The following is a 20,279-nucleotide window of genomic DNA, read 5'->3' as shown; positions in this document are numbered from 1 at the left end:
CGATCAGCCGCGCCGCCCCTACGACGTCTCGCCGTTCAGGTCGTAGCCCGACCGTCCGCGAGACGTTCGCCGATGGCCCTGAGCCCTGCGAGGTCGTGAACATCGCCCGGCAGGGCGGCCACTTCGGCCACCGCCACCTCGGGATGCAGTGCGGTGAAGCGGTCACGAGTCCGCTGCTCGCGCGCGAGGACCTGCATGCGCTCGGCGTGCAGGCGCAGCAGACCCGCGGTCAGTTGTTCCACAGTTGTGACAGAGCGTGCGTCAGAAGCCTGCGCGAACGTGGGATTCGACGCGGGCGCGGCGGGGTCGGGCGAAGCATGTTCTTCGGGAGGTCCTGCGGCGGGGGGATCTGCGGCTGCGGCGGCTTCCGTGGCCTCGTACGTCCCGGGGGCTTCGGGAGAAGAGCCGTCCGGGGCAGCACCGCCACGCTCAACAGCCTTCCCAGCCTCCTGATCCACAATGCGGCCGTCTTCAAGATTTTCTGCCGCGGCCCGCGCCCGCTCGGCCGACAGCCGGGCGGCGCCGCTGCCATGGACCCGGTTGAGGACCAGCCCGGCCAGGGGCATCTCCTCGGCCGCCAGCCGCTCCACGAAGTAGGCGGCCTCGCGCAGCGCGTCCCGCTCCGGAGCCGCGACCACCAGAAAGGCCGTGCCCGGCGCCTGGAGCAGCCGGTACGTGGCGTCCGCGCGCATACGGAAGCCGCCGAACATCGTGTCCATGGCCGTCACGAACGTCTGGACATCGCGCAGGAACTGACCGCCCAGCAGCTTGCCGAGCGTCCCCGTCATCATCGACATACCGACATTCAGGAACTTCATCCCGGCCCGCCCGCCCATCTTCGCGGGCGCCATCAGCAGCCGGATGAACTTCCCGTCGAGAAAGGACCCGAGCCGCTTCGGCGCGTCCAGGAAGTCCAGCGCCGAGCGCGACGGCGGCGTGTCGACGATGATCAGGTCCCACTCCTCACGGGCCCGCAACTGCCCCAGCTTCTCCATCGCCATGTACTCCTGCGTGCCCGCGAAACCGGCCGACAGGGACTGGTAGAAGGGGTTCTCCAGAATCGCCCGGGCCCGGTCCCCGTCGGCGTGCGCCTCGACGATCTCGTCGAAGGTCCGCTTCATGTCGAGCATCATGGCGTGCAGTTCGCCGGGCCCCTCGACGCCCTTCACCTGCCGCGGGGTGTTGTCGAGCGAGTCGATCCCCATCGACTGCGCCAGCCGGCGGGCCGGATCGATGGTCAGTACGACCGCTTTGCGGCCGCGCTCCGCCGCCCGTACGCCCAGAGCCGCCGCGGTCGTCGTCTTGCCGACACCGCCGGAGCCGCAGCACACGATGATGCGGGTGGCCGGGTCGTCGAGGAGCGGATCGATGGCGAGCGGGGCGGCAGCCGGGTGCAGCGTCATGCGAGGACCTCCCGGTCCTTCGGGTCCAGGGGCAGGTGGGCGAGGGGTACGTGGTGCGACAGCGGTACGTAGTGCGACAGCGGTACGTGAAACATCGTGCGGGAGCGGGACGTACGGAGGCTGGAGCGGGACGTACGTGGTCGGGAGCAACGGGATCGGCGTGACCGTGACGAGCGGAGCAGACCTCTCGTACGGCCGTTACGGGCAGCGCCGCCGGCACCGTCACCGCCACAGGCACAGGTGGAACCGGCACAGGCGTCGGAACCGGCACACGCGGCACCGGCACAGGCACCGGAACCGCGGCCGCACCAGGACCCCCGGCTCACGAGAAGGCCTTCCCCAGGCTCCGCAGCTCCGCCGCCAGCCGGTACAGACCCGCGAGGTCCATCCCCTCCCCGATCAGCGGCAGTTCGTACGCCGGCACCCCGAGCTTCGCCAGTACGCCCCGCTGCTCGCGCTCCAGCTCCACCCGCTGCGCATGCTCCGCGGCCTGTTCGAGCAGCGGCCCGACCAGCCTGGTCGGCGCGCTCAGCCCGGCCGCCGCGAGGGCTTTCGCGACCTCCTTGCGACGGTCGCCGGCCGCGGCCCGTACGGCGGCCTCGTCGAGGAGATGCGGGCGCACCATGTTCACGATCACCTTGCCGACGGGCAGCTCCGCGCCCCTCAGCTCGGTGATGCCGTCCGCGGTCTCCTGGACCGGCATCTCCTCCAGCAGCGTGACGAGATGCACCGCCGTCTCCGGTGACTTCAGGACCCGCATCACCGCCTGCGCCTGATTGTGTATGGGGCCGATCTTCGCCAGCCCCGCCACCTCGTCGTTCACATTCAGAAAACGGGTGATACGACCGGTCGGTGGCGCGTCCATCACCACGTAGTCGTAAGTGAAACGTCCCTGCCGGTCCCTCCGCCGTACCGCCTCGCATGCCTTCCCGGTCAGCAGTACGTCCCTGACGCCGGGCGCGATCGTCGTGGCGAAGTCGATCGCGCCGATCTTCTTCAGCGCCCGGCCCGCGCTGCCGAGCTTGTAGAACATCTGGAGATAGTCGAGAAGCGCGCGCTCGGCGTCGATGGCCAGCGCGTACACCTCGCCGCCGCCCGAGGCGACGGCGATCTTCCGCTCCTCGTACGGAAGGGCCTCCGTCTCGAAGAGCTGCGCGATCCCCTGTCTGCCCTCGACCTCGACCAGGAGGGTGCGCTTGCCCTCGGTCGCGAGGGCGAGCGCGAGGGCGGCGGCGACCGTCGTCTTACCGGTACCGCCCTTGCCGCTGACGACCTGGAGCCTGCTCACGTATTCGAGCCTAACCAGTGGGGCCGCGGGCTACGCACGAGGCGGCCGCGCGGGGCGGCTACAGTCGGGCGCATGACCAAGTGGGAATACGCGACCGTGCCCCTTCTCGTGCACGCGACCAAGCAGATTCTGGACACCTGGGGCGAGGACGGCTGGGAGCTCGTCCAGGTCGTTCCCGGGCCGAACAACCCCGAGCAGCTCGTGGCCTATCTGAAGCGGGAGAAGACAGCGTGAGCGGAGCCGGAGCGGTAGCCGGGGCCGGGGCCGTCGAGGCTGCCCTCGCCGGACTGGGCCTCAAGCTGCCCGAGGTCGTACCGCCGCTGGCCGCCTATCAGCCCGCGGTCAGGACGGGTACGTACGTCTACACCTCGGGGCAGCTCCCGATGGTGGAGGGCAAGCTTCCGGTCACCGGCAAGGTGGGCGCCGAGGTCAGTCCGGAAGAGGCCGCGGAACTCGCCCGTACCTGCGCCCTCAACGCGCTCGCCGCGGTCAAGTCGGTCATCGGCGACCTGGACCGTATCGCCCGCGTGGTCAAGGTCCTGGGCTTTGTCGCCTCGGCCCCCGGCTTCACCGGGCAGCCGGCCGTCCTCAACGGCGCGAGCGAACTGCTCGGGCAGGTCCTGGGCGAGCGTGGTGTGCACGCGCGTAGCGCCGTGGGCGTGGCGGTGCTGCCGCTGGACGCTCCGGTCGAGGTCGAGATCCAGGTCGAACTGATCCCGGAGGACTGAGCCCGCTCGGGCGCTTGCTTGACGGCGGTCCTGCCCGGTGCGCGAGGAGTACGACGCGTGCCGGGCAGCCGTGTCTGCTGGGGCGGTCGTCTCGTTCTGAGACGGTCGTCTCCCCTGAAGTGGCTGAGGCGCGCGGATCTGCTGGGCACGAGTGCCTCACGTCCTGAGCACGCGTGCCCCACCGAGCATGAGTTGCCCCACTGCGCTTGGGTTCCCCTCGAACCTCACCGCGCCAGCGCATAGCATCCGGCCATGCCGAATGGTCAGTGGTACCCGCCCGAATGGCCGAAGCGGATCCGCGCCCTCGCCGCCGGTGAGATCACCCCGGCGGAACCCCGGCGGGCCGCGACGGTGATGCTCCTGCGCGACGGACCGCCCGGCTCCACGAGTACGGATACGGGTACGGGTACGCGTACGGAAACGGGTACGGATACGGGTCCCGGCGGCCCCGGGCCCTACGTGCACATGCTCCGTCGCCGCGCCTCCATGGCCTTCGCCGCGGGCGCGTACGCGTACCCGGGCGGCGGAGTCGATCCCAGGGACGACGACCGGGTCGTACGGTGGGCGGGGCCCGCCCGTGACGTATGGGCGCGTCGGCTCGGCGTCGACGCGGCCTCCGCACAGGCCATCGTGTGCGCGGCGGTACGGGAGACCTACGAGGAGGCCGGAGTCCTCCTCGCGGGCGAGTCCGCAGAGACGGTCGTACGCGACACCACCGGCGACGACTGGGAGGCCGACCGGGCCGCCGTGGCCGCCCACGAACTGTCCTTCGCGGAGTTCCTGGACCGGCGCGGGCTGGTGCTGCGCAGCGATCTGCTGGGCGCGTGGGCCCGCTGGATCACGCCGGAATTCGAACCGCGCCGCTACGACACCTGGTTCTTCGTGGCCGTACTCCCGGCCGGGCAGCGTACGAGGAACGCCTCCACGGAGGCCGACCGTACGGTGTGGATCCGGCCCGCCGAGGCGACACGGGCGTACGACAGCGGCGAGCTGCTGATGATGCCGCCGACGGTCGCGATGCTGCGTCAGCTCCAGTCGTACGGTACGGCCGCAGAGGCGCTCGCCGGGGCCGAGGGCCGGGACATGGCGCCCGTACTGGCGACGGCCCGGCTGGAGGGCGAGGAGCTGGTACTGAGCTGGCCGGGACACGACGAGTTCACGAAGCGCGTGGACCCGGCGGGGCCTGCCGGGCCTGCTGGATCTGCCGCGCCTGTTTCGGAGCCGGTGCAGGGACCGGGACTGGGGCCGGAGCCGAAGCGGGAGCCGGGACCGGAGCCGCAGTCGGGACATGAGCCGGAGCCGGGGCAGGAGCCAAAGCCGAAGCGAGAGCCCGGGCCGGATGCCGGAGGCGCCTCCGACGCCGTACCCTCCGACGCCATAGCCACCGACGGCCATGGCCACGTAACCACCGATGGCTCAGCGTCCGCCGGTGACGCCATGTCCACCGATGGCGCCGCATCCCCCGATGGCGTCATCCCCGCCGCCACCGACCCGGACGCGCAGGACCCGATCAGCGGCCACACCCCGACCGGAGGCCCCCGATGACCGACGCCGCCGCACTCCCCGGCCAGCCGCGCGGCGGGGTGCTGTCCGGCCCGGCGACCGCGCGCGCCGTCAATGTCCTCGCCCCGAACGCCTCCCCGATGACCCTGGACGGCACCAACACCTGGATCGTCTCGGAGCCGGACTCCGAGCGGGCCGTCGTCATCGACCCGGGCCCGCTCGACGACGTACATCTCAAGGCGGTCATCGCCGCCGCCGAGAACGCCGGCAAGCGGATCACGCTGACCCTGCTCACCCATGGCCACCCGGACCACGCGGCCGGCGCGGCGCGCTTCGCCGCCCTGACGCGTACCCATGTACGGGCCCTGGACCCGGCGCTGCGGCTGGGGGACGAGGGGCTGGCGGCCGGGGACGTCGTCACCACCGGCGGTCTTGAGCTACGGGTCGTCCCCACCCCCGGCCACACCGCCGACTCGCTCTGCTTCCATCTGCCCGCCGACCGCGCGGTGCTGACCGGCGACACCGTCCTCGGCCGCGGTACGACGCTCGTCGCGCACCCGGACGGCAGGCTCGGCGACTATCTCGACTCGCTGCGCCGGCTGCGCTCGCTGACGGTCGACGACGGGGTCCGTACGGTGCTGCCGGGGCACGGGCCCGTACTGGACGATGCCCAGGGCGCGGTCGAGTTCTACCTTGCCCACCGGGCCAACCGGCTCGCCCAGATCGAGACGGCCGTCGAGAACGGCTACCGTACGCCCGCCGAAGTGGTCGCCCATGTGTACGCGGCCGTGGACCGCTCGCTCTGGCCGGCCGCCGAACTCTCCGTACGGGCGCAGCTGGAGTACTTGCGCGAGCACGGGCTCATCTAGCGTCCGCCAGGGGTACGAGCGGGCTCGGCCGTAAAGCCGAAGGGTCTCCTCCGGACCGGAGGAGACCCTTCCGAGCAAAAATCCGTTACCCGGCTGCTCAGCGCGAGCGCTTCGCCAGTCGCTCCACATCCAGGAGGATCACCGCGCGCGCCTCAAGCCGCAGCCACCCCCGCTGCGCGAAGTCGGCGAGCGCCTTGTTGACCGTCTCGCGGGAGGCGCCGACGAGCTGGGCCAGCTCTTCCTGCGTCAGGTCGTGGACGACATGGATGCCCTCCTCCGACTGCACACCGAAGCGGCGCGACAGGTCGAGGAGCGCACGGGCCACCCGGCCCGGGACATCGGAGAAGACCAGGTCGGACATCTGGTCATTGGTCTTGCGCAGCCGCCGGGCGACGGCGCGGAGCAGGGCCGTGGCCACCTCCGGGCGCGCGTTCAGCCAGGGCTGGAGATCGCCGTGGCCGAGGCCCAGCAGCTTGACCTCGGTGAGCGCGGTCGCGGTGGCGGTGCGCGGGCCCGGGTCGAAGAGGGACAGCTCACCGATCAGCTCGCCGGGGCCGAGCACGGCCAGCATGTTCTCGCGGCCGTCGGGGGAGGTGCGGTGGAGCTTGACCTTGCCCTCCGTGACCACGTACAGCCGGTCGCCGGGATCGCCCTCGTGGAAGAGCGCGTCACCACGCGCGAGCGTCGCTTCACTCATCGAGGCGCGCAGCTCCGCCGCCTGCTCGTCATCGAGCGCCGCGAAGAGCGGGGCACGCCGCAGAACGTCGTCCACGTGTTCTCTCCTTGTCGACCTGCTCAGGGAACTGTGGTCCCCACCTGCGCGGGAACCGTCGTCCCCATGATGCCGTACGTGCCGCTTCTTCTCGGGTGGCTTGGCATCCCTGGGCCGTTCGGCCCTCCGTCGGATTCCGCTTGTCCGAAACCATGTGATCAGTCACAAGTTTGACGCACGTACGTGCGTTCAGGTGCCCGCTGTGCCGATTCGGGTGGTGATCGGCCATGGCCGGGGCGGATGTCAGTGCGGGGCTTTAGGCTGGCCGAGTGTCGAATCCGCCGATGACAGCGCAGGCCAAGGGGGCTGGAAGAGTGTCAGCGGAGCCAAATTCCGCTGTGGGCGAACAGCCCTCGGCGAAACCGAAGAAAGCCGCAAAAGGGTCCACGGAAGGCTCGGTGAAGGAGCCCGCCAAGGGTTCCGCGAAGGAGTCCGCACAGGGCACGAAGGCCGCGAAGGGATCGGCTGCGGGTGCCAAAGGCGCGGGCGCCAGGTCTACGGGTGCCAAGGGCGCGGGTGCCAGGAGCGCAAGCGCCAAGGGTGCCAAGGATGCGGGCGATAAGGGCGCGGGCGCCAAGGATGCGGGCGCCAAGCCCGAGTCGCGACTGGCCATGGTCCGCCGTGCCCGCCGGATAAACCGCGAGCTGGCCGAGGTCTATCCGTACGCCCATCCCGAGCTGGACTTCCGGAACCCGTTCGAGCTGCTGGTGGCCACGGTCCTGTCCGCGCAGACGACCGACCTCCGGGTCAACCAGACCACGCCCGCGGTCTTCGCGAAGTACCCGACGCCCGAGGACATGGCCGCGGCCGTGCCGGAGGAGCTGGAGGAGATCATCCGGCCCACGGGCTTCTTCCGGGCCAAGTCGAAGTCCCTGATAGGGCTGTCCACGGCGCTGCGCGACCGCTTCGACGGCGAGGTCCCGGGCCGGCTGGCCGATCTCGTCTCGCTCCCCGGCGTGGGCCGCAAGACGGCGAATGTGGTCCTGGGCAATGCCTTCGGTGTCCCCGGTCTCACCGTCGACACGCACTTCGGCCGGCTGGTCCGCCGCTGGAAGTGGACCGAGCAGGAGGACCCGGAGAAGGTCGAGGCGGAGATCGCGGCCATCTTCCCCAAGAGCGAGTGGACCATGCTCTCGCACCGGGTGATCTTCCACGGCCGCCGTATCTGCCACTCCCGCAAGCCGGCCTGCGGTGCCTGTCCGATCGCGCATCTCTGCCCGTCGTACGGCGAGGGCGAGACGGATCCGGAGAAGGCGAAGAAGCTGCTCAAGTACGAGATGGGCGGTTATCCGGGCCAGCGGCTGAACCCGCCCCCCGACTACCCGGGCAAGGCGGCCGCGCCGATGGGTGCCGTATGAGAACCGCGTCACGGGCCACGCCTGCGTTACGTGCCACGGGTTCGGTACGTACCGCGCCTGCGATACGTACCGCACTTGCGTTACGTACCGCACCTGCGATACGGGCCATGACGGGCGGCATCCGCGGCCCCGGGCGGCCGGTGTCCGGTATGCGCCGCTCGGGCGGTGCGGCGTACGGGCGGGGGACTACGGTACGAGGCCGCCCGGGCGGAACGATCCGGCCGGTGGAAGGCGTTGAGCGACAGGGGTGCCTATGACACGAGCCGATGCACGAGCTGATGAGACCTACGGCGATCCGACGGCCGGGATCGCCGTGACCGCCGACGGGCTGCCGGACTGGCTGGCCCCCGTCGAGCGCGCCGCGCAGACCGTGGCGCCCGAGCAGCTCAGCCGCTTTCTGCCGCCGGCGAGCGGACGCGGGCGTCAGTCCGCCGTGCTCATACTCTTCGGCGACGGCCCCCGGGGCCCGGAGCTGCTGCTGATGGAGCGGTCGACCAGTCTGCGCTCGCATCCGGGCCAGCCCTCGTTCCCGGGCGGCTCCCTCGATCCCGAGGACGGGGATCCCGCCACGACCGGGCCGCTGCGGGCGGCGCTGCGCGAGGCCGAGGAGGAGACCGGTCTCGATCCGTCGGGCGTCCAGCTCTTCGGCGTGCTGCCGAGGCTCTACATCCCGGTGAGCGGCTTCGTCGTGACACCGGTCCTCGGCTGGTGGCGCAGCCCCACCCCCGTCGGTGTGGTCGACCCCGCGGAGACCGCCCGGGTCTTCACCGTGCCCGTGGCGGATCTCACGGACCCGGCCAACCGTGCGATCGCACGCCACCCCAGTGGGCATCAGGGCCCGGCCTTCCTGGTGGCTTCTGCCCTGGTATGGGGCTTTACGGCCGGAGTGATCGACCGGATTCTGCATTTCGCGGGATGGGAGCGGCCGTGGGACCGCTCGAAGCAGGTCCCGCTCGACTGGCACACATGACAGTCTGGCCCTCATGCTGTGCCCTTCCGGGGGCGGTGACCCTTTCCGGGCCCTGTGACCGTGGCGGCTTCCGCCACGGCCTGCCGGGCCCTGCCGCCGACCGGACGGGGACTGGGGGCCGTACCACCACCGGCCGGGCGGCGGCCCGTACCGCCGGCCTGGCCGGGCGACCGAGACGTATCCGCGAGGCTAGCGAGGCAATTGACGGTGAACGTGCTGGACATCCTGCTGCTGCTCGCCGCCGTATGGTTCGCGGTCGTCGGATACCGCCAAGGGTTTGTCGTGGGCATCTTGTCCGTGATCGGCTTTCTCGGCGGCGGCCTTGTCGCGGTCTATCTGCTGCCCGTGGTCTGGGCCAGGCTCACCGCCGACTCCGAGGTCTCCACCACGGCCGCCGTGGTGGCGGTGGTCATAGTGATCGTCTGCGCCTCAGTGGGCCAGGCCTTCACCACCCACCTCGGCAACAAGCTGCGCAGGCACATCACTTGGTCGCCCGCCCGCGCCCTGGACGCCACCGGCGGGGCGCTGGTCAATGTCGTGGCCATGCTGCTGGTCGCCTGGCTGATCGGCTCGGCCCTCGCGGGCACGTCACTGCCGACGCTCGGCAAGGAGGTCCGCAGCTCCAAGGTGCTGCTCGGGGTCTCCCGGGTGGTGCCCGCGCAGGCGTCGACCTGGTTCACGGACTTCTCGTCCGTCCTCGCGCAGAACGGTTTCCCGCAGGTCTTCAGCCCGTTCGACAATGAGCCCATCACCGAGGTCCGGCCCCCGGACCCGGCGCTCGCGGGCAGCCCGGTCGCGGCCCGCGCCCAGCGTTCGATAGTCAAGGTCGTCGGTACGGCGCCGAGTTGCGGCAAGGTCCTCGAAGGCTCCGGCTTCGTCTTCGCCGACCGCCGGGTCATGACCAACGCGCATGTGGTCGGGGGCGTCGAGGAGCCCACCGTCCAGATAGGCGGCGAGGGCAAGCTGTACGACGCCAAGGTCGTCCTCTACGACTGGCGGCGCGACATCGCCGTACTGGACGTGCCGAACCTGCCGGCCACGCCCCTCCAGTTCACCGACTCGGACGCGGTGACCGGCGATGGCGCGATCGTCGCGGGCTTCCCGGAGAACGGCGCCTACGACGTACGCTCCGCGCGCGTCCGCGCCCGTATCAACGCCAACGGCCCGGACATCTACCGGCGCGGCGAGGTGCGGCGCGATGTCTACTCGCTGTTCGCGACCGTACGCCAGGGCAACTCCGGCGGTCCGCTGCTCACCCCGGAGGGCAAGGTGTACGGAGTGATCTTCGCCAGGTCGCTCGACGACCCGCAGACCGGCTATGCCCTGACGGCCGATGAGATCCGCGACGACATCACGCTCGGCAGGACCGCCAACCAGCAGGTCGACACCGACCAGTGCGCGCTCTAGCTGCGCTGGTGGCGGAGTCGGGCCGAGACCCAGCGCGCCCTCCGGCGGAGAATCAGGGAAATGCCGAGCCTCGGATCGTGGCCCTGACCTTCCGCGCCGCCCCTCTTGTGGGGGATCGGCCCAGCGGCCGAGCGGCGGTTGCGTGCTGCGTCACCGTAGTCGTGCGTCCAGCCCATACCCCGACGTCTGCCCGGGCCCCATGGTCGGTAACCGTACGGGAGAGGGCCAATTGGCCTATGCGCGAGGCAATTGGCTGTTCGTAGGACAAGCGTTCAGCGGGTGACCATAACGGCCCAGGGGCGCCGCCGTGCGGCCCCGCTGATCAGTCGTTCGGATCACCGGTCCGGGTGATGGTCGGTGATTCGGGTTATATGGTCAGCGATCCGGATGGTCCGTGATCCGGTGGTCGGTGATCCGGATCGTCAGCGATCCGGTTCGGGGTCCTGGAGCCAGTTGATGAGCTCCGAGGAGAACGCCGCCGGATCCTCCTCGTGCGGGAAGTGCCCCAGACCGTCGAACAGCCGCCACCGGTAGGGCGCTTCCACATACTCGGCCGATCCCGCCGTGCTGCGCGTCCGCATCGCCGGGTCCAGCGACCCGTGCAACTGGAGCGTGGGCACCCGTACCGCGCGCTTCATCCGCCGGTTGAACTGGATGCCGTCGGGCCGCGCCATCGACCGCACCATCCACCGGTACGGCTCGATCGAGCAATGCGCCGTCGACGGGATCGTCATCGCCCGCCGGTAGATCTCGATCGCCTCGTCGTCCGGCAGCCCGGGTCCGGACCACTCCCGGATCAGCCGCCCCACCAGCGCCGCGTCGTCCGCGACGAGCTGACGCTCCGGCAGCCACGGCCGCTGGAAGCCCCAGATATAGGAACCGGCCCGGCTCTGCGAGAAGTCGGACAGCATCGCCGAGCGCCATCGCCGCGGATGGGGCATCGAGGAGACCGCCAGCCTGCGCACCAGCTTGGGCCGCATCACGGCCGCGGTCCAGGCGAGATAGCCGCCCAGGTCATGCCCGACGAGCGCGGCGTCGGGCTCACCGAGGGAGCGCACCACCCCGGTGATGTCGAGCGCCAGATTGGCGGGGTCGTACCCCCTGGGCGTACGGTCGCTGCCGCCCACCCCGCGCAGATCCATGGCCACCGCCCGGTAGCCGGCGTCCGCGAGCGCCGTGAGCTGATGCCGCCAGGTCCACCAGAACTGTGGAAAACCATGCAGCAGCAGGACCAGCGGCCCCTCTCCCACCTCGGCGATATGGAAGCGGGCACCATTGGCCGCCACATCTCTATGTGTCCAGGGACCAGGAAGACGGACGGCAGAGGCCGGCGAATCAGCGGCGGTCATGCAGACGAGCGTGCCACAGACGTGACGCGCTTCCCCACCTCGCGGGGGTGGGGCTTGACGTTCTGCAGCACCGCGGCCGTCTCCTTCGCCGAGGCGATGGTCTTCTCCGGCGGCTTGACCTTCTTGAACTTCAGCAGGGCGAGCCCGGCGGCCAGCGCGGCGAGCACCAGAAACGCTGCGCCGACGATCAGGAACGACCAGGCGAGCCCGAGCCCCAGATTGTGGATCCCGTACGCGGCGGCGAAGCTCAGCACCGGCAGCGAGAACAGCGCGAAGACGCCCGCGATGCTGATCGCGGCGCCGCCCATCGCGCCCCGCCTGACGTCCTGTCGGATCTCGGCCTTGGCCAGGGCGATCTCATCGTGCACCAGCGCGGACATCTCGGCGGTCGCGGACGCGACCAACTGACCGATACTGCGGTCGGTGCCGACGGGCTCGACCACTGTGCCGGTCGGGACAGCGTCGGCGACATGCTTGCCGGGGTCGCTCATCGTGACTCCCTCTTTTCGCTTCTGTGCTACGGATCCGATGTCCGATCATGCCGGACTGTTGCCCTTGCCGCGCGCCGCCCCCGCGTGTTCCGCCAGCCTGCGATGTTCCGCGGCCTTCGCCTCGTACAGCGCCGCCATGCGCAGGTGGTACGCCGGATCGTCCTGCTCGTAGACGTCGGGTATGCCGTCGAGGTCCTCGTCCCGTTCCTCCTCCTCGCACAGCACACGGTAGGTGCGGACCCGCATCTTGAGCAGAGCACCGGATATGACGGCGGCGATCAGCGAACCGGTCAGGACGGCCGTCTTCACCTCGCTGGTGAGGACCGGATCGGTGGCGAAGGCCAGCTCGCCGATGAGCAGCGAGACCGTGAAACCGATCCCGGCGAGCGAGGCGAGGGCGAAGACATCGGGCCAGGCCAGGTCGTCGTTCAGCTCGGCCCTGGTGAAACGGGCGGCCAGCCAGGTGCCCCCGAAGATCCCGACCGCCTTGCCGACGACCAGTCCCAGGACGACGCCGAGAGTCTCCGGCTGGGTGAAGACTCTGCCGAACGCGCCTCCGGAGAGCGGGACGCCCGCAGAGAAGAGAGCGAACAGCGGTACGGCCAGACCTGCCGAGACCGGTCGTACGAGATGCTCGATCCGCTCGCCGGGCGACTGCTCCTCGTCCTCCCTCCGGTGGCAGCGCAGCATCAGGCCCATCGCGACGCCCGCGATGGTGGCGTGGACGCCGCTGTTGTACATCAGGCCCCAGATGACCAGCGCCAGCGGGACATACACGTACCAGCCGCGCACCCCCTTTCTCAGCAGCAGCCAGAAGACGGCGAGGCCGGCGACGGCGCCGCCGAGCGCCGCGAAGTTCAGATCGCTGGTGAAGAAGACCGCGATGATCAGGATCGCGAAGAGGTCGTCGACGACCGCGAGGGTGAGGAGGAAGGCGCGCAGCGCGGACGGGAGCGAGGTGCCGATGACCGCGAGAACGGCCAGCGCGAAGGCGATATCGGTGGCCACGGGCACGGCCCAGCCGTCCAGGTTTCCGCCGCCGACCACGTTGACCAGTACGTACACCAGCGCGGGTACGGCCATGCCGGAGAGCGCCGCTATCACGGGGAGCACGGCGGCCTTGGGATCGCGCAGTTCGCCCGCGACCAGCTCGCGTTTCAGCTCGATGCCGGCGACGAAGAAGAAGACGGCGAGCAGGCCGTCCGCGGCCCAGTGCTGTACGGAGAGGTCGAGGCCGAGCGCGCTGGGCCCGAAGTGGAACGCGCTCACGGATACATAGCTGTCGCTCAGTGGGGTGTTCGCCCAGATGAGAGCGACGATGGCGGCGACCAGCAGAATCACGCCGCCGACGGTCTCGGCGCGCAGCGCGTCCGCGAGATAGTTCCGCTCGGGCAGCGACAGACGTCCGAGGAACTTGCGGGCGGGGGGCGTGGGCGCTGACACGGGTCTCGACCTCCGGGTCGGTTCTGTGCGATCGGCGGACATGACGGATCACATGCCGACCAGACTTCCCGGCGCACCCAGAATTTTATTGTGTCGTTGACGCGCTGCCCACCTTACCCGGGGTGCACGGGTGATGTACCGGATGATCTTCATACGGAGCGGTACCGAACAGCTTCACGCGGAGCGGTACGGAACAGAGCGGGGCGCCCGGCACATTCATCGTGCCGGACGCCCCGTACTTCGTACCGCTGCCGCTCAGTCCTCGCTTGCCGCGGTGGGCAACTGCCGCTGGATCAGCTCCATGACGGAGGAGTCGGTGAGCGTGGTGACATCCCCGAGCTGACGGTTCTCGGCGATATCGCGCAGCAGCCGTCGCATGATCTTGCCGGAGCGGGTCTTGGGCAGCTCCGCGACCGGAAGGATCCGCTTCGGCTTGGCGATCGGGCCGAGCGTGGTGCTGACATGGTTGCGCAGTTCGGCGACCAGACCGTCGTCGACGGTCGCGCTGCCGCGCAGAATGACGAACGCCACGATGGCCTGACCGGTGGTCTCGTCGGCCGCGCCGACCACGGCGGCCTCGGCGACCTTGGGGTGGGAGACCAGCGCGGACTCGACCTCGGTGGTGGAGATGTTGTGGCCGGAGACCAGCATGACGTCATCGACCCGGCCCAGCAGCCAGATGTCGCCGTCGTCGTCCTTCTTGGCGCCGTCCCCGGCGAAGTACTTGCCCTCGAAGCGCGACCAGTAGGTGTCGATGAACCGCTGGTCGTCGCCCCAGATCGTACGGAGCATGGAGGGCCACGGCTCGGTCAGGACCAGATAGCCGCCGCCTCCGTCGGGCACCTCATTGGCCTCGTCGTCGACGACGGTCGCGGAGATACCGGGAAGGGCCCGCTGCGCCGAACCGGGCTTGGTCTCGGTGACCCCGGGGAGCGGGGAGATCATCATGGCGCCGGTCTCGGTCTGCCACCAGGTGTCCACGATCGGGGTCTTGCCCGCGCCGATGTTCTCCCGGTACCAGATCCAGGCCTCGGGGTTGATCGGCTCGCCGACCGAACCCAGGACGCGCAACGAGGTCAGATCGAACTTGGCGGGGATGTCGTCGCCCCACTTCATGAACGTACGGATCGCCGTCGGCGCCGTGTAGAGGATTGTGACCCCGTACTTCTGGATGATCTCCCAGAAGCGGCCCTGGTGCGGGGTGTCGGGCGTGCCCTCGTACATGACCTGGGTGGCGCCGTTGGCGAGCGGTCCGTAGACGATGTACGAGTGGCCGGTCACCCAGCCGATGTCGGCGGTGCACCAGTACACGTCCGACTCGGGCTTGAGGTCGAAGACGGCGTGGTGGGTGTAGGACGCCTGGGTGAGATAGCCGCCCGAGGTGTGCAGGATGCCCTTCGGCTTTCCCGTCGTACCCGAGGTGTAGAGGATGAACAGCGGGTGCTCCGCGCCGAACGCCTCCGGGGTGTGCTCCGCGGACTGGCGGCCCACAATGTCGTGCCACCACACGTCGCGGCTGTCGTCAAAGGCGGTGTCCTGGCCCGTACGCCGTACCACCAGCACATGCTCGACCTGCGGACACCTGGTCACGGCCTCGTCGATGGCGGGCTTGAGCGCGCTCGGCTTGCCCCGGCGGTAGCCGCCGTCGGCGGTGATCACCAGCTTGGCGTCGGCGTCCTGGATACGGGAGGCGACCGCTTCGGCGGAGAAGCCGCCGAAGACCACGGAGTGCGCGGCTCCGATCCGCGCGCAGGCCAGCATCGCGACGGCGGCCTCGGGGATCATCGGCAGATAGACCGCGACCCGGTCGCCCTTCCGCACCCCCAGCTCGGTGAGCGCGTTGGCGGCGCGGGACACCTCGTCCTTCAGCTCCGCGTAGGTGATCGCGCGGCTGTCGCCCGGCTCGCCCTCGAAATGGATCGCGACCCGGTCGCCGTGGCCGGCCTCCACATGGCGGTCGACGCAGTTGTACGCGACATTCAGCTCGCCGTCCGCGAACCACTTCGCGAACGGTGGGTTCGACCAGTCCAGCGTCTCGGTCGGCTCGGTGACCCAGGTGAGCCGCCTCGCCTGCTCGGCCCAGAAGCCAAGCCTGTCCGCCTCGGCCCGCTCGTACGCCTCCGCCGTCACATTGGCGTGCGCGGCCAGCTCGGCCGGCGGCGCGAACCGCCGCTCCTCCTTGAGCAGATTGGCCAGGCTTTCGTTGCTCACGACATCTCCCTTTCCCAGGGCGTCCTATGTGTCCCGGGCCTAGCTCATCAGGCGGATGCCCGGGTGACAAGGGTGTTCCGGAAATTGGTTTAGACCTATGTGGCGTCTGCCCCGCTGCGGCGTTCCGTACGGTGGTGGGCGGCCCTCCCTCCCGGGGCAAATGAGGAAGGGGGGCCACACACTCTCACGGATGGGGCAGGGGCCGGGTTCAGGCGCGCGACTCCTCCAGCGTGGTCGGGGTCACCCGGTTGAACACCTCTTCGCCGGCTCCGCCGCCGAGTCCGGCCCCGGTGCCGTCGGCCAGGAGATAGGCCTGGGCCTCGCCGACATGGAAGTACATCCCATGCAGCTCCAAGGTGCCCTCGGCCAGCCTCCGGGCCACCGATTCCTGGGCCCGCAGATGCTCCAACTGCTGGACCACATTGGTGAGACAGAGCTGCTCGACCGCGTCGGCCGGCAGCCGTCCGGCGATCCGGGCCCAGGCGTGCTGCGGGCTTCTCATCCGCTCCAGACTGGGCAGTCCATGGCGCAGCCAGCGCCGCAGGGGTGTCGGAGGCTCGTCGTCCGCGTGGTCGGGCGCGTTGAGCAGGGCCTGCATCGCCCCGCACCCCGAGTGCCCGCAGATGGTGATGGACTCCACCCGCAGGACATCGACCGCGTACTCGATCGCCGCCGCCACCGAATCGTCCGTACCCCCGCCGTCCGTCCCGGGCAGCGGCACCAGATTGCCGACGTTCCGTACGGTGAAGAGGTCGCCAGGGCCGCTTGATGTGATCATGCTGGTGACCAGCCGGGAGTCGGCGCAGGTGAGGAAGAGCTGCGACGGGTGCTGGCCCTCCCGCGCCAGCCGCGCCAGCTCGTCGCGCATCAGGGGGGCCGTATTGCGCTGGAACGAGCTGAGCCCGCTGGCCAGTTGACGGATGCCCGGAGTACGACCAAGGCCCTCAGCTCCCTCCTGCCCGTCCGACTGGGCCCGGCCGGACCGGTGGGTCTCGTCCCACTGATCGCCGGACCGAGCGCCGTCGACAGAGCCATTGACCTCGGTGGCGTCCGTCTTGGCGCCGTCGGGCTGGTCGCGGCGCGGCCAGAAGTCGGCCGAAGCTCCACCGCCGGTCCGGCCGTCGGCCGGGCGCTCCGTCTCCGCCGCCCCCGCGCCGGCGTAGGCGGGCTCCTTGTCTCTCGCGGCGGCCGTCTGCTCCGCCACTGCTTGCTCCTCTGTGGGATGCCGGCCGCAATGGTGGTTGCGCCAGGACGTCCACGGCCGGCAGCAGGCATGGAACTCGGCGGCGGGCTCCAGCCGCGCCCCCGCGCTGCCGGTGAACTCGGCCGTACCGCCCCGCGCGATATGCGCGGCCCGCCAGTCGTACAGCGCCTCATGCGCGGCGTGGTCCATGAAGGACCCGTCCAGCTCGACGACACAGTCCGCGCCGTCCGGCACCTGTTGCAGCATCCGGCTGAGCCTCGGCACGGCGAGGAACGTCAACTGCCCGCGCGCCTGGATACGGTGCACACCGCTGCGCTCCTCCGTGGTGATCCGCGTCCTGGTCAGGCGGTGCAGTGACAGCGCGACCGCCACCGCGATCCCGATGACCACGCCTTCCAGCACACCGGTGAACACGACCGCGGCCAGCGTCGCCACGTACACCAGCAGTTCGCGGTTCCGCCGCACGTTCCGCATATGCGTGAGGTTCACCATCTGGATTCCGACGAACATCACCAGCGCCGCCAGGGCCGCCAGCGGGATCAGATCGAGTACGGGCACCAGCAGCAGGGCCGCGACCGCGATCCACAGGCCGTGCAGCATGGTCGAATTCCTGCTGACGCCCCCGGCTGCCACATTGGCGGCGCTGCGCACGGCGACACCGGTGATGGGCAGTCCGCCGAGCGCGCCCGATACGACATTGCCCGCGCCCTGCCCGGCCAGCTCCCGGTCAAGACGGGCCGACGGGATCTGAACGCGCGGCTCCTTGCGGCGGGCCACCAGCTTGTCCACGGCGACCGCGGAGAGCAGCGACTCCACGCTTCCGACGATCGTGACGGTGAGTACGGCGGCGAGCAGCCCCAGCACCGGCCCCTCGGGCAGTTCGGGCATGGCATGGCTCCGCCAGGAGGGCAGATCGACGCGCTCCAGACTGATCCCGGCCAGGGCGGCCACGGTCGTCGCCACGGCCACTGTGGCGAGCGCGGCCGGAACCTTCCGTACGATCCGGCCCGCGCGGCCCGGAATCCGCGGCCACACGAGCAGCACCGCGATGGTCAGGACGCTCACCGACACCGCGCCCAGATGCAGATCGGCCAACTGGGCGGGCAGCCCCAGCACATTGGCGACGGCCGAACTCTGGGGCGAACCGCCGAGCACGATATGGAGCTGGGCGAGGGCGATGGTGACGCCGATGCCCGCGAGCATGCCGTGCACGATCGCCGGGCTGACGGCCAGCGCCGACCGGGCCACCCGCAGCGCCGCGAGGACGAGCTGCGCGAGCCCGGCGCCGATGGTGATGGCGCAGGTGGTGCGCCAGCCGTACCGCTGGATCAGATCGGCCGTGACGACGGTGAGCCCGGCCGCGGGCCCGCTGACCTGGAGCGGTGCGCCGCCCAGCCGGCCGACGACCAGCCCGCCGACCGCGGCGGCGACCAGACCCGCCTGGAGCGGCGCGCCGGTGGCGAGCGCGATGCCCAGGGAGAGCGGCAGCGCGATCAGAAAGACGGAGATCGAGGCGGACACATCCGCCCCGGCGATCCGGAAGCGGCGCCCGCCCGGAGGCGGGCTGTGGGGTCTCCCGAAGCGTGAGATCCGGCGGAACCGGGATCTGGCTGTGGTGCGGCTCGTCTGCGAGGCCTGGTCGGTACGGGTGCTGACGCAACTGGACATGTTCTCCGTCTCCTCCGGGTGGCGGCGCGGTCGCGGGCATGGGGCGCGGCCGTGAGGCACGGCGTGCAGCAGCGGAATGCGCAGCTCAACTCTTGGTAAACGGATCGTAATGGAGAGTAAAGATTACGGCAGGATTTTCCGCGCAAATAGGGCAATCATTCACCGGTGCGGGTGATTAGTGATTTTGTACGGCTTGTCGTTCCTTCATGTCTTTGGTCTTGATGCGACGGTGTCCGCGCTCGGCGCCGTGCCGGCAGTCGCCGCTCGGCACTTCGGTACTGAAACCTGAAGGAAGAGGGTGGACGGATGCTGGCCGCCACTAGGAGAACCGCCTTCGGCGCCGCCGTCACGGCGTTTGTCGTGGGCGTGGCCGGATGCTCCGGACCGGAGGCGGAGGAAGCCCGGAAAGGCGCCCCCGCAGCCAAGAAGGGGCCCGGCGCCCCCAAGGCGATCGTCAAGCTCATCGGTGACGGCTCGACCGCGTTCACCGGCGCCCAGCCCAAGCTGGCCAAGCCCGAGCGGCTCGAACCGGGGGAGAAGCCTCCGCAGTTCGTGGTGTTCTCGTGGGACGGCGCCGGCGAGGACAGCCAGAAGCTCTTCTCCCACTTCCGCGAGCTGGCCAAGAAGCACAACGTGACCATGACGTACTTCCTGAGCGGCGTCTATCTGCTGCCGGAGGAGAAGGCGGAGCAGTACAAGCCGCCCCAGCACTCGCCCGGCAGTTCGGACATCGGCTTCAACGACATCAAGGGGATCAAGGCCACCCTGCGCGAACTGCGCGCCGCCTGGAACGACGGCAACGAGATCGGCACTCACTTCAACGGCCACTTCTGCGGCGACGACGGCGGCGTCGGCACCTGGTCCGTCGAGGAGTGGAAGAGCGAGATCAAGCAGGCCATGTCCTTTGTGAAGAACTGGAAGACCAATGCCGGGCTGAAGACCGAGGCCCCGCTGCCGTTCGACTACGACAAGGAGATGGTCGGCGGCCGCACGCCCTGCCTCGAAGGGCAGAAGAACATGATGAAGGCGGCGCGGACGATGGGCTTCCGCTACGACTCCAGCGGGATCAGCAACCAGGTCTGGCCCAAGAAGACCGAGGGCATGTGGGACGTCCCGCTCCAGCTCGTACCCGTACCGGGCCGCGACTTCGAGACCCTCTCGATGGACTACAACTTCATGTGGAACCAGTCGGGTACGGTCCATGGCGACCCGTCGCAGCACACCTACTGGGGCAACCAGATGCGGGACGGCCTGCTCCAGGCCTTCGACCGCGCCTACAAGGGCAACCGGGCCCCGCTGATCATCGGCAACCACTTCGAATCCTGGAACGGCGGTACGTACATGCGCGCCGTCGAGCAGACGATCAAGCAGGTCTGTGTGCAGAAGGACGTACGGTGCGTGTCCTTCCGTCAGCTCGCCGACTGGCTGGACGTACAGGACCCGGCGCACCTGGCCAAGCTGCGCACGCTCCGCGTCGGCCAGGCCCCCAAGGGCGGGTGGGAGTCCTTCCTGGCCACGGCGGCCGCGGGCCCGAAGGGCAGCGCCAGTCCGTCGTCCCAGCCGTCCGCCCACGGCGAGAAGCACTGACGGCCCGCTCCCCGCGGTGGCCCCGGCC

General features: G+C 70.0%; 16 protein-coding genes and 1 pseudogene. 8 read left to right on the top strand and 9 right to left on the bottom strand.

Translation table 11 applies throughout. The features are described from left to right. Positions 1-35 precede the first annotated feature (35 nt). Both ACFU9P_RS12915 and ACFU9P_RS12910 read right to left on the bottom strand, forming a co-directional pair. The gene (locus tag ACFU9P_RS12915; RefSeq protein ID WP_376373427.1) at positions 36-1,403 is read right to left on the bottom strand and encodes an ArsA family ATPase; all 1,368 of its coding nucleotides are present in this window, start codon (positions 1,401-1,403) and stop codon (positions 36-38) included. A 322-nt stretch (positions 1,404-1,725) separates the two neighbouring features. Next, entirely contained in the window at positions 1,726-2,691 is a 966-nt protein-coding gene (locus ACFU9P_RS12910; protein ID WP_376373424.1) for an ArsA family ATPase, read from the bottom strand. Between the two features lie 72 nt (positions 2,692-2,763). Between ACFU9P_RS12910 and ACFU9P_RS12905 the strand changes: the two genes are divergently transcribed. The 4 genes and pseudogenes from ACFU9P_RS12905 (at position 2,764) to ACFU9P_RS12890 (ending at position 5,791) form a co-directional block, all read left to right on the top strand. Then, on the top strand, positions 2,764-2,925 hold the full coding sequence (locus tag ACFU9P_RS12905) for a DUF4177 domain-containing protein (protein WP_093601778.1): 162 nt from the start codon (positions 2,764-2,766) through the stop codon (positions 2,923-2,925). Further along, positions 2,922-3,419, top strand: a complete 498-nt coding sequence (locus tag ACFU9P_RS12900; RefSeq protein WP_384079554.1) for a RidA family protein — start codon at positions 2,922-2,924, stop codon at positions 3,417-3,419. Before ACFU9P_RS12905 ends, ACFU9P_RS12900 begins: the two co-directional genes overlap by 4 nt. A 252-nt stretch (positions 3,420-3,671) precedes the next feature. Continuing rightward, positions 3,672-4,628: pseudogene (locus tag ACFU9P_RS12895) on the top strand (hypothetical protein); the annotation flags it as partial. A 332-nt stretch (positions 4,629-4,960) separates the two neighbouring features. Then, positions 4,961-5,791 carry an MBL fold metallo-hydrolase gene (locus tag ACFU9P_RS12890; protein ID WP_384079551.1) on the top strand — a complete coding sequence of 277 codons (831 nt, stop codon included), beginning with the start codon at positions 4,961-4,963 and terminating at the stop codon, positions 5,789-5,791. A gap of 97 nt (positions 5,792-5,888) precedes the next feature. On the opposite strand, the gene ACFU9P_RS12885 is transcribed toward ACFU9P_RS12890, so the two are convergent. Further along, entirely contained in the window at positions 5,889-6,563 is a 675-nt protein-coding gene (locus tag ACFU9P_RS12885) for a Crp/Fnr family transcriptional regulator (RefSeq protein WP_015034542.1), read from the bottom strand. Between the two features lie 398 nt (positions 6,564-6,961). Here ACFU9P_RS12885 and nth point away from each other — a divergent pair, with 398 nt between their 5' ends. The 3 genes from nth to ACFU9P_RS12870 all read left to right on the top strand — a co-directional run bounded on the left by nth (position 6,962) and on the right by ACFU9P_RS12870 (position 10,298). Beyond that, positions 6,962-7,921 (top strand): endonuclease III, encoded by a 960-nt coding sequence (nth, locus tag ACFU9P_RS12880; protein ID WP_384079548.1) that lies wholly within the window; start codon positions 6,962-6,964, stop codon positions 7,919-7,921. 253 nt (positions 7,922-8,174) lie between these two features. Further along, entirely contained in the window at positions 8,175-8,891 is a 717-nt protein-coding gene (locus ACFU9P_RS12875; protein WP_384079545.1) for an NUDIX hydrolase, read from the top strand. Between the two features lie 207 nt (positions 8,892-9,098). After that, complete coding sequence (locus tag ACFU9P_RS12870) at positions 9,099-10,298, top strand: MarP family serine protease (protein ID WP_376373409.1); 1,200 nt, start codon at positions 9,099-9,101, stop codon at positions 10,296-10,298. Here ACFU9P_RS12870 and ACFU9P_RS12865 read toward each other — a convergent pair. The 6 genes from ACFU9P_RS12865 to ACFU9P_RS12840 all read right to left on the bottom strand — a co-directional run bounded on the left by ACFU9P_RS12865 (position 10,295) and on the right by ACFU9P_RS12840 (position 18,664). After that, positions 10,295-10,474, bottom strand: coding sequence for a hypothetical protein (locus ACFU9P_RS12865; protein WP_079023004.1), 180 nt, complete (start codon positions 10,472-10,474; stop codon positions 10,295-10,297). The two genes, ACFU9P_RS12870 and ACFU9P_RS12865, sit on opposite strands and share 4 nt — an antisense overlap. A 246-nt stretch (positions 10,475-10,720) precedes the next feature. Further along, on the bottom strand, positions 10,721-11,647 hold the full coding sequence (locus tag ACFU9P_RS12860) for an alpha/beta fold hydrolase (RefSeq protein WP_376373405.1): 927 nt from the start codon (positions 11,645-11,647) through the stop codon (positions 10,721-10,723). After that, entirely contained in the window at positions 11,644-12,138 is a 495-nt protein-coding gene (locus ACFU9P_RS12855; RefSeq protein ID WP_384079539.1) for a phage holin family protein, read from the bottom strand. The genes ACFU9P_RS12860 and ACFU9P_RS12855 overlap by 4 nt, the downstream gene beginning before the upstream one ends. Before the next feature lie 45 nt (positions 12,139-12,183). Continuing rightward, complete coding sequence (gene nhaA, locus ACFU9P_RS12850; protein ID WP_384079535.1) at positions 12,184-13,581, bottom strand: Na+/H+ antiporter NhaA; 1,398 nt, start codon at positions 13,579-13,581, stop codon at positions 12,184-12,186. A 255-nt stretch (positions 13,582-13,836) separates the two neighbouring features. Continuing rightward, complete coding sequence (gene acs / locus ACFU9P_RS12845) at positions 13,837-15,792, bottom strand: acetate--CoA ligase (RefSeq protein WP_384079532.1); 1,956 nt, start codon at positions 15,790-15,792, stop codon at positions 13,837-13,839. 208 nt (positions 15,793-16,000) lie between these two features. Continuing rightward, positions 16,001-18,664 (bottom strand): bifunctional SulP family inorganic anion transporter/carbonic anhydrase, encoded by a 2,664-nt coding sequence (locus tag ACFU9P_RS12840; protein WP_384079529.1) that lies wholly within the window; start codon positions 18,662-18,664, stop codon positions 16,001-16,003. A gap of 306 nt (positions 18,665-18,970) precedes the next feature. Between ACFU9P_RS12840 and ACFU9P_RS12835 the strand changes: the two genes are divergently transcribed. Continuing rightward, a complete protein-coding gene (locus ACFU9P_RS12835) occupies positions 18,971-20,251 on the top strand; it encodes a hypothetical protein (RefSeq protein ID WP_384079526.1) in 1,281 nt (426 codons plus the stop codon). The last annotated feature ends 28 nt before the right edge of the window (positions 20,252-20,279 follow it).

The sequence above is a fragment of the Streptomyces sp. NPDC057617 genome (assembly GCF_042800555.1).
Classification (GTDB): domain Bacteria; phylum Actinomycetota; class Actinomycetes; order Streptomycetales; family Streptomycetaceae; genus Streptomyces.
Note: the sequence above shows the minus strand (reverse complement) of the source record. Positions and strands in the feature narration are given on the sequence as shown.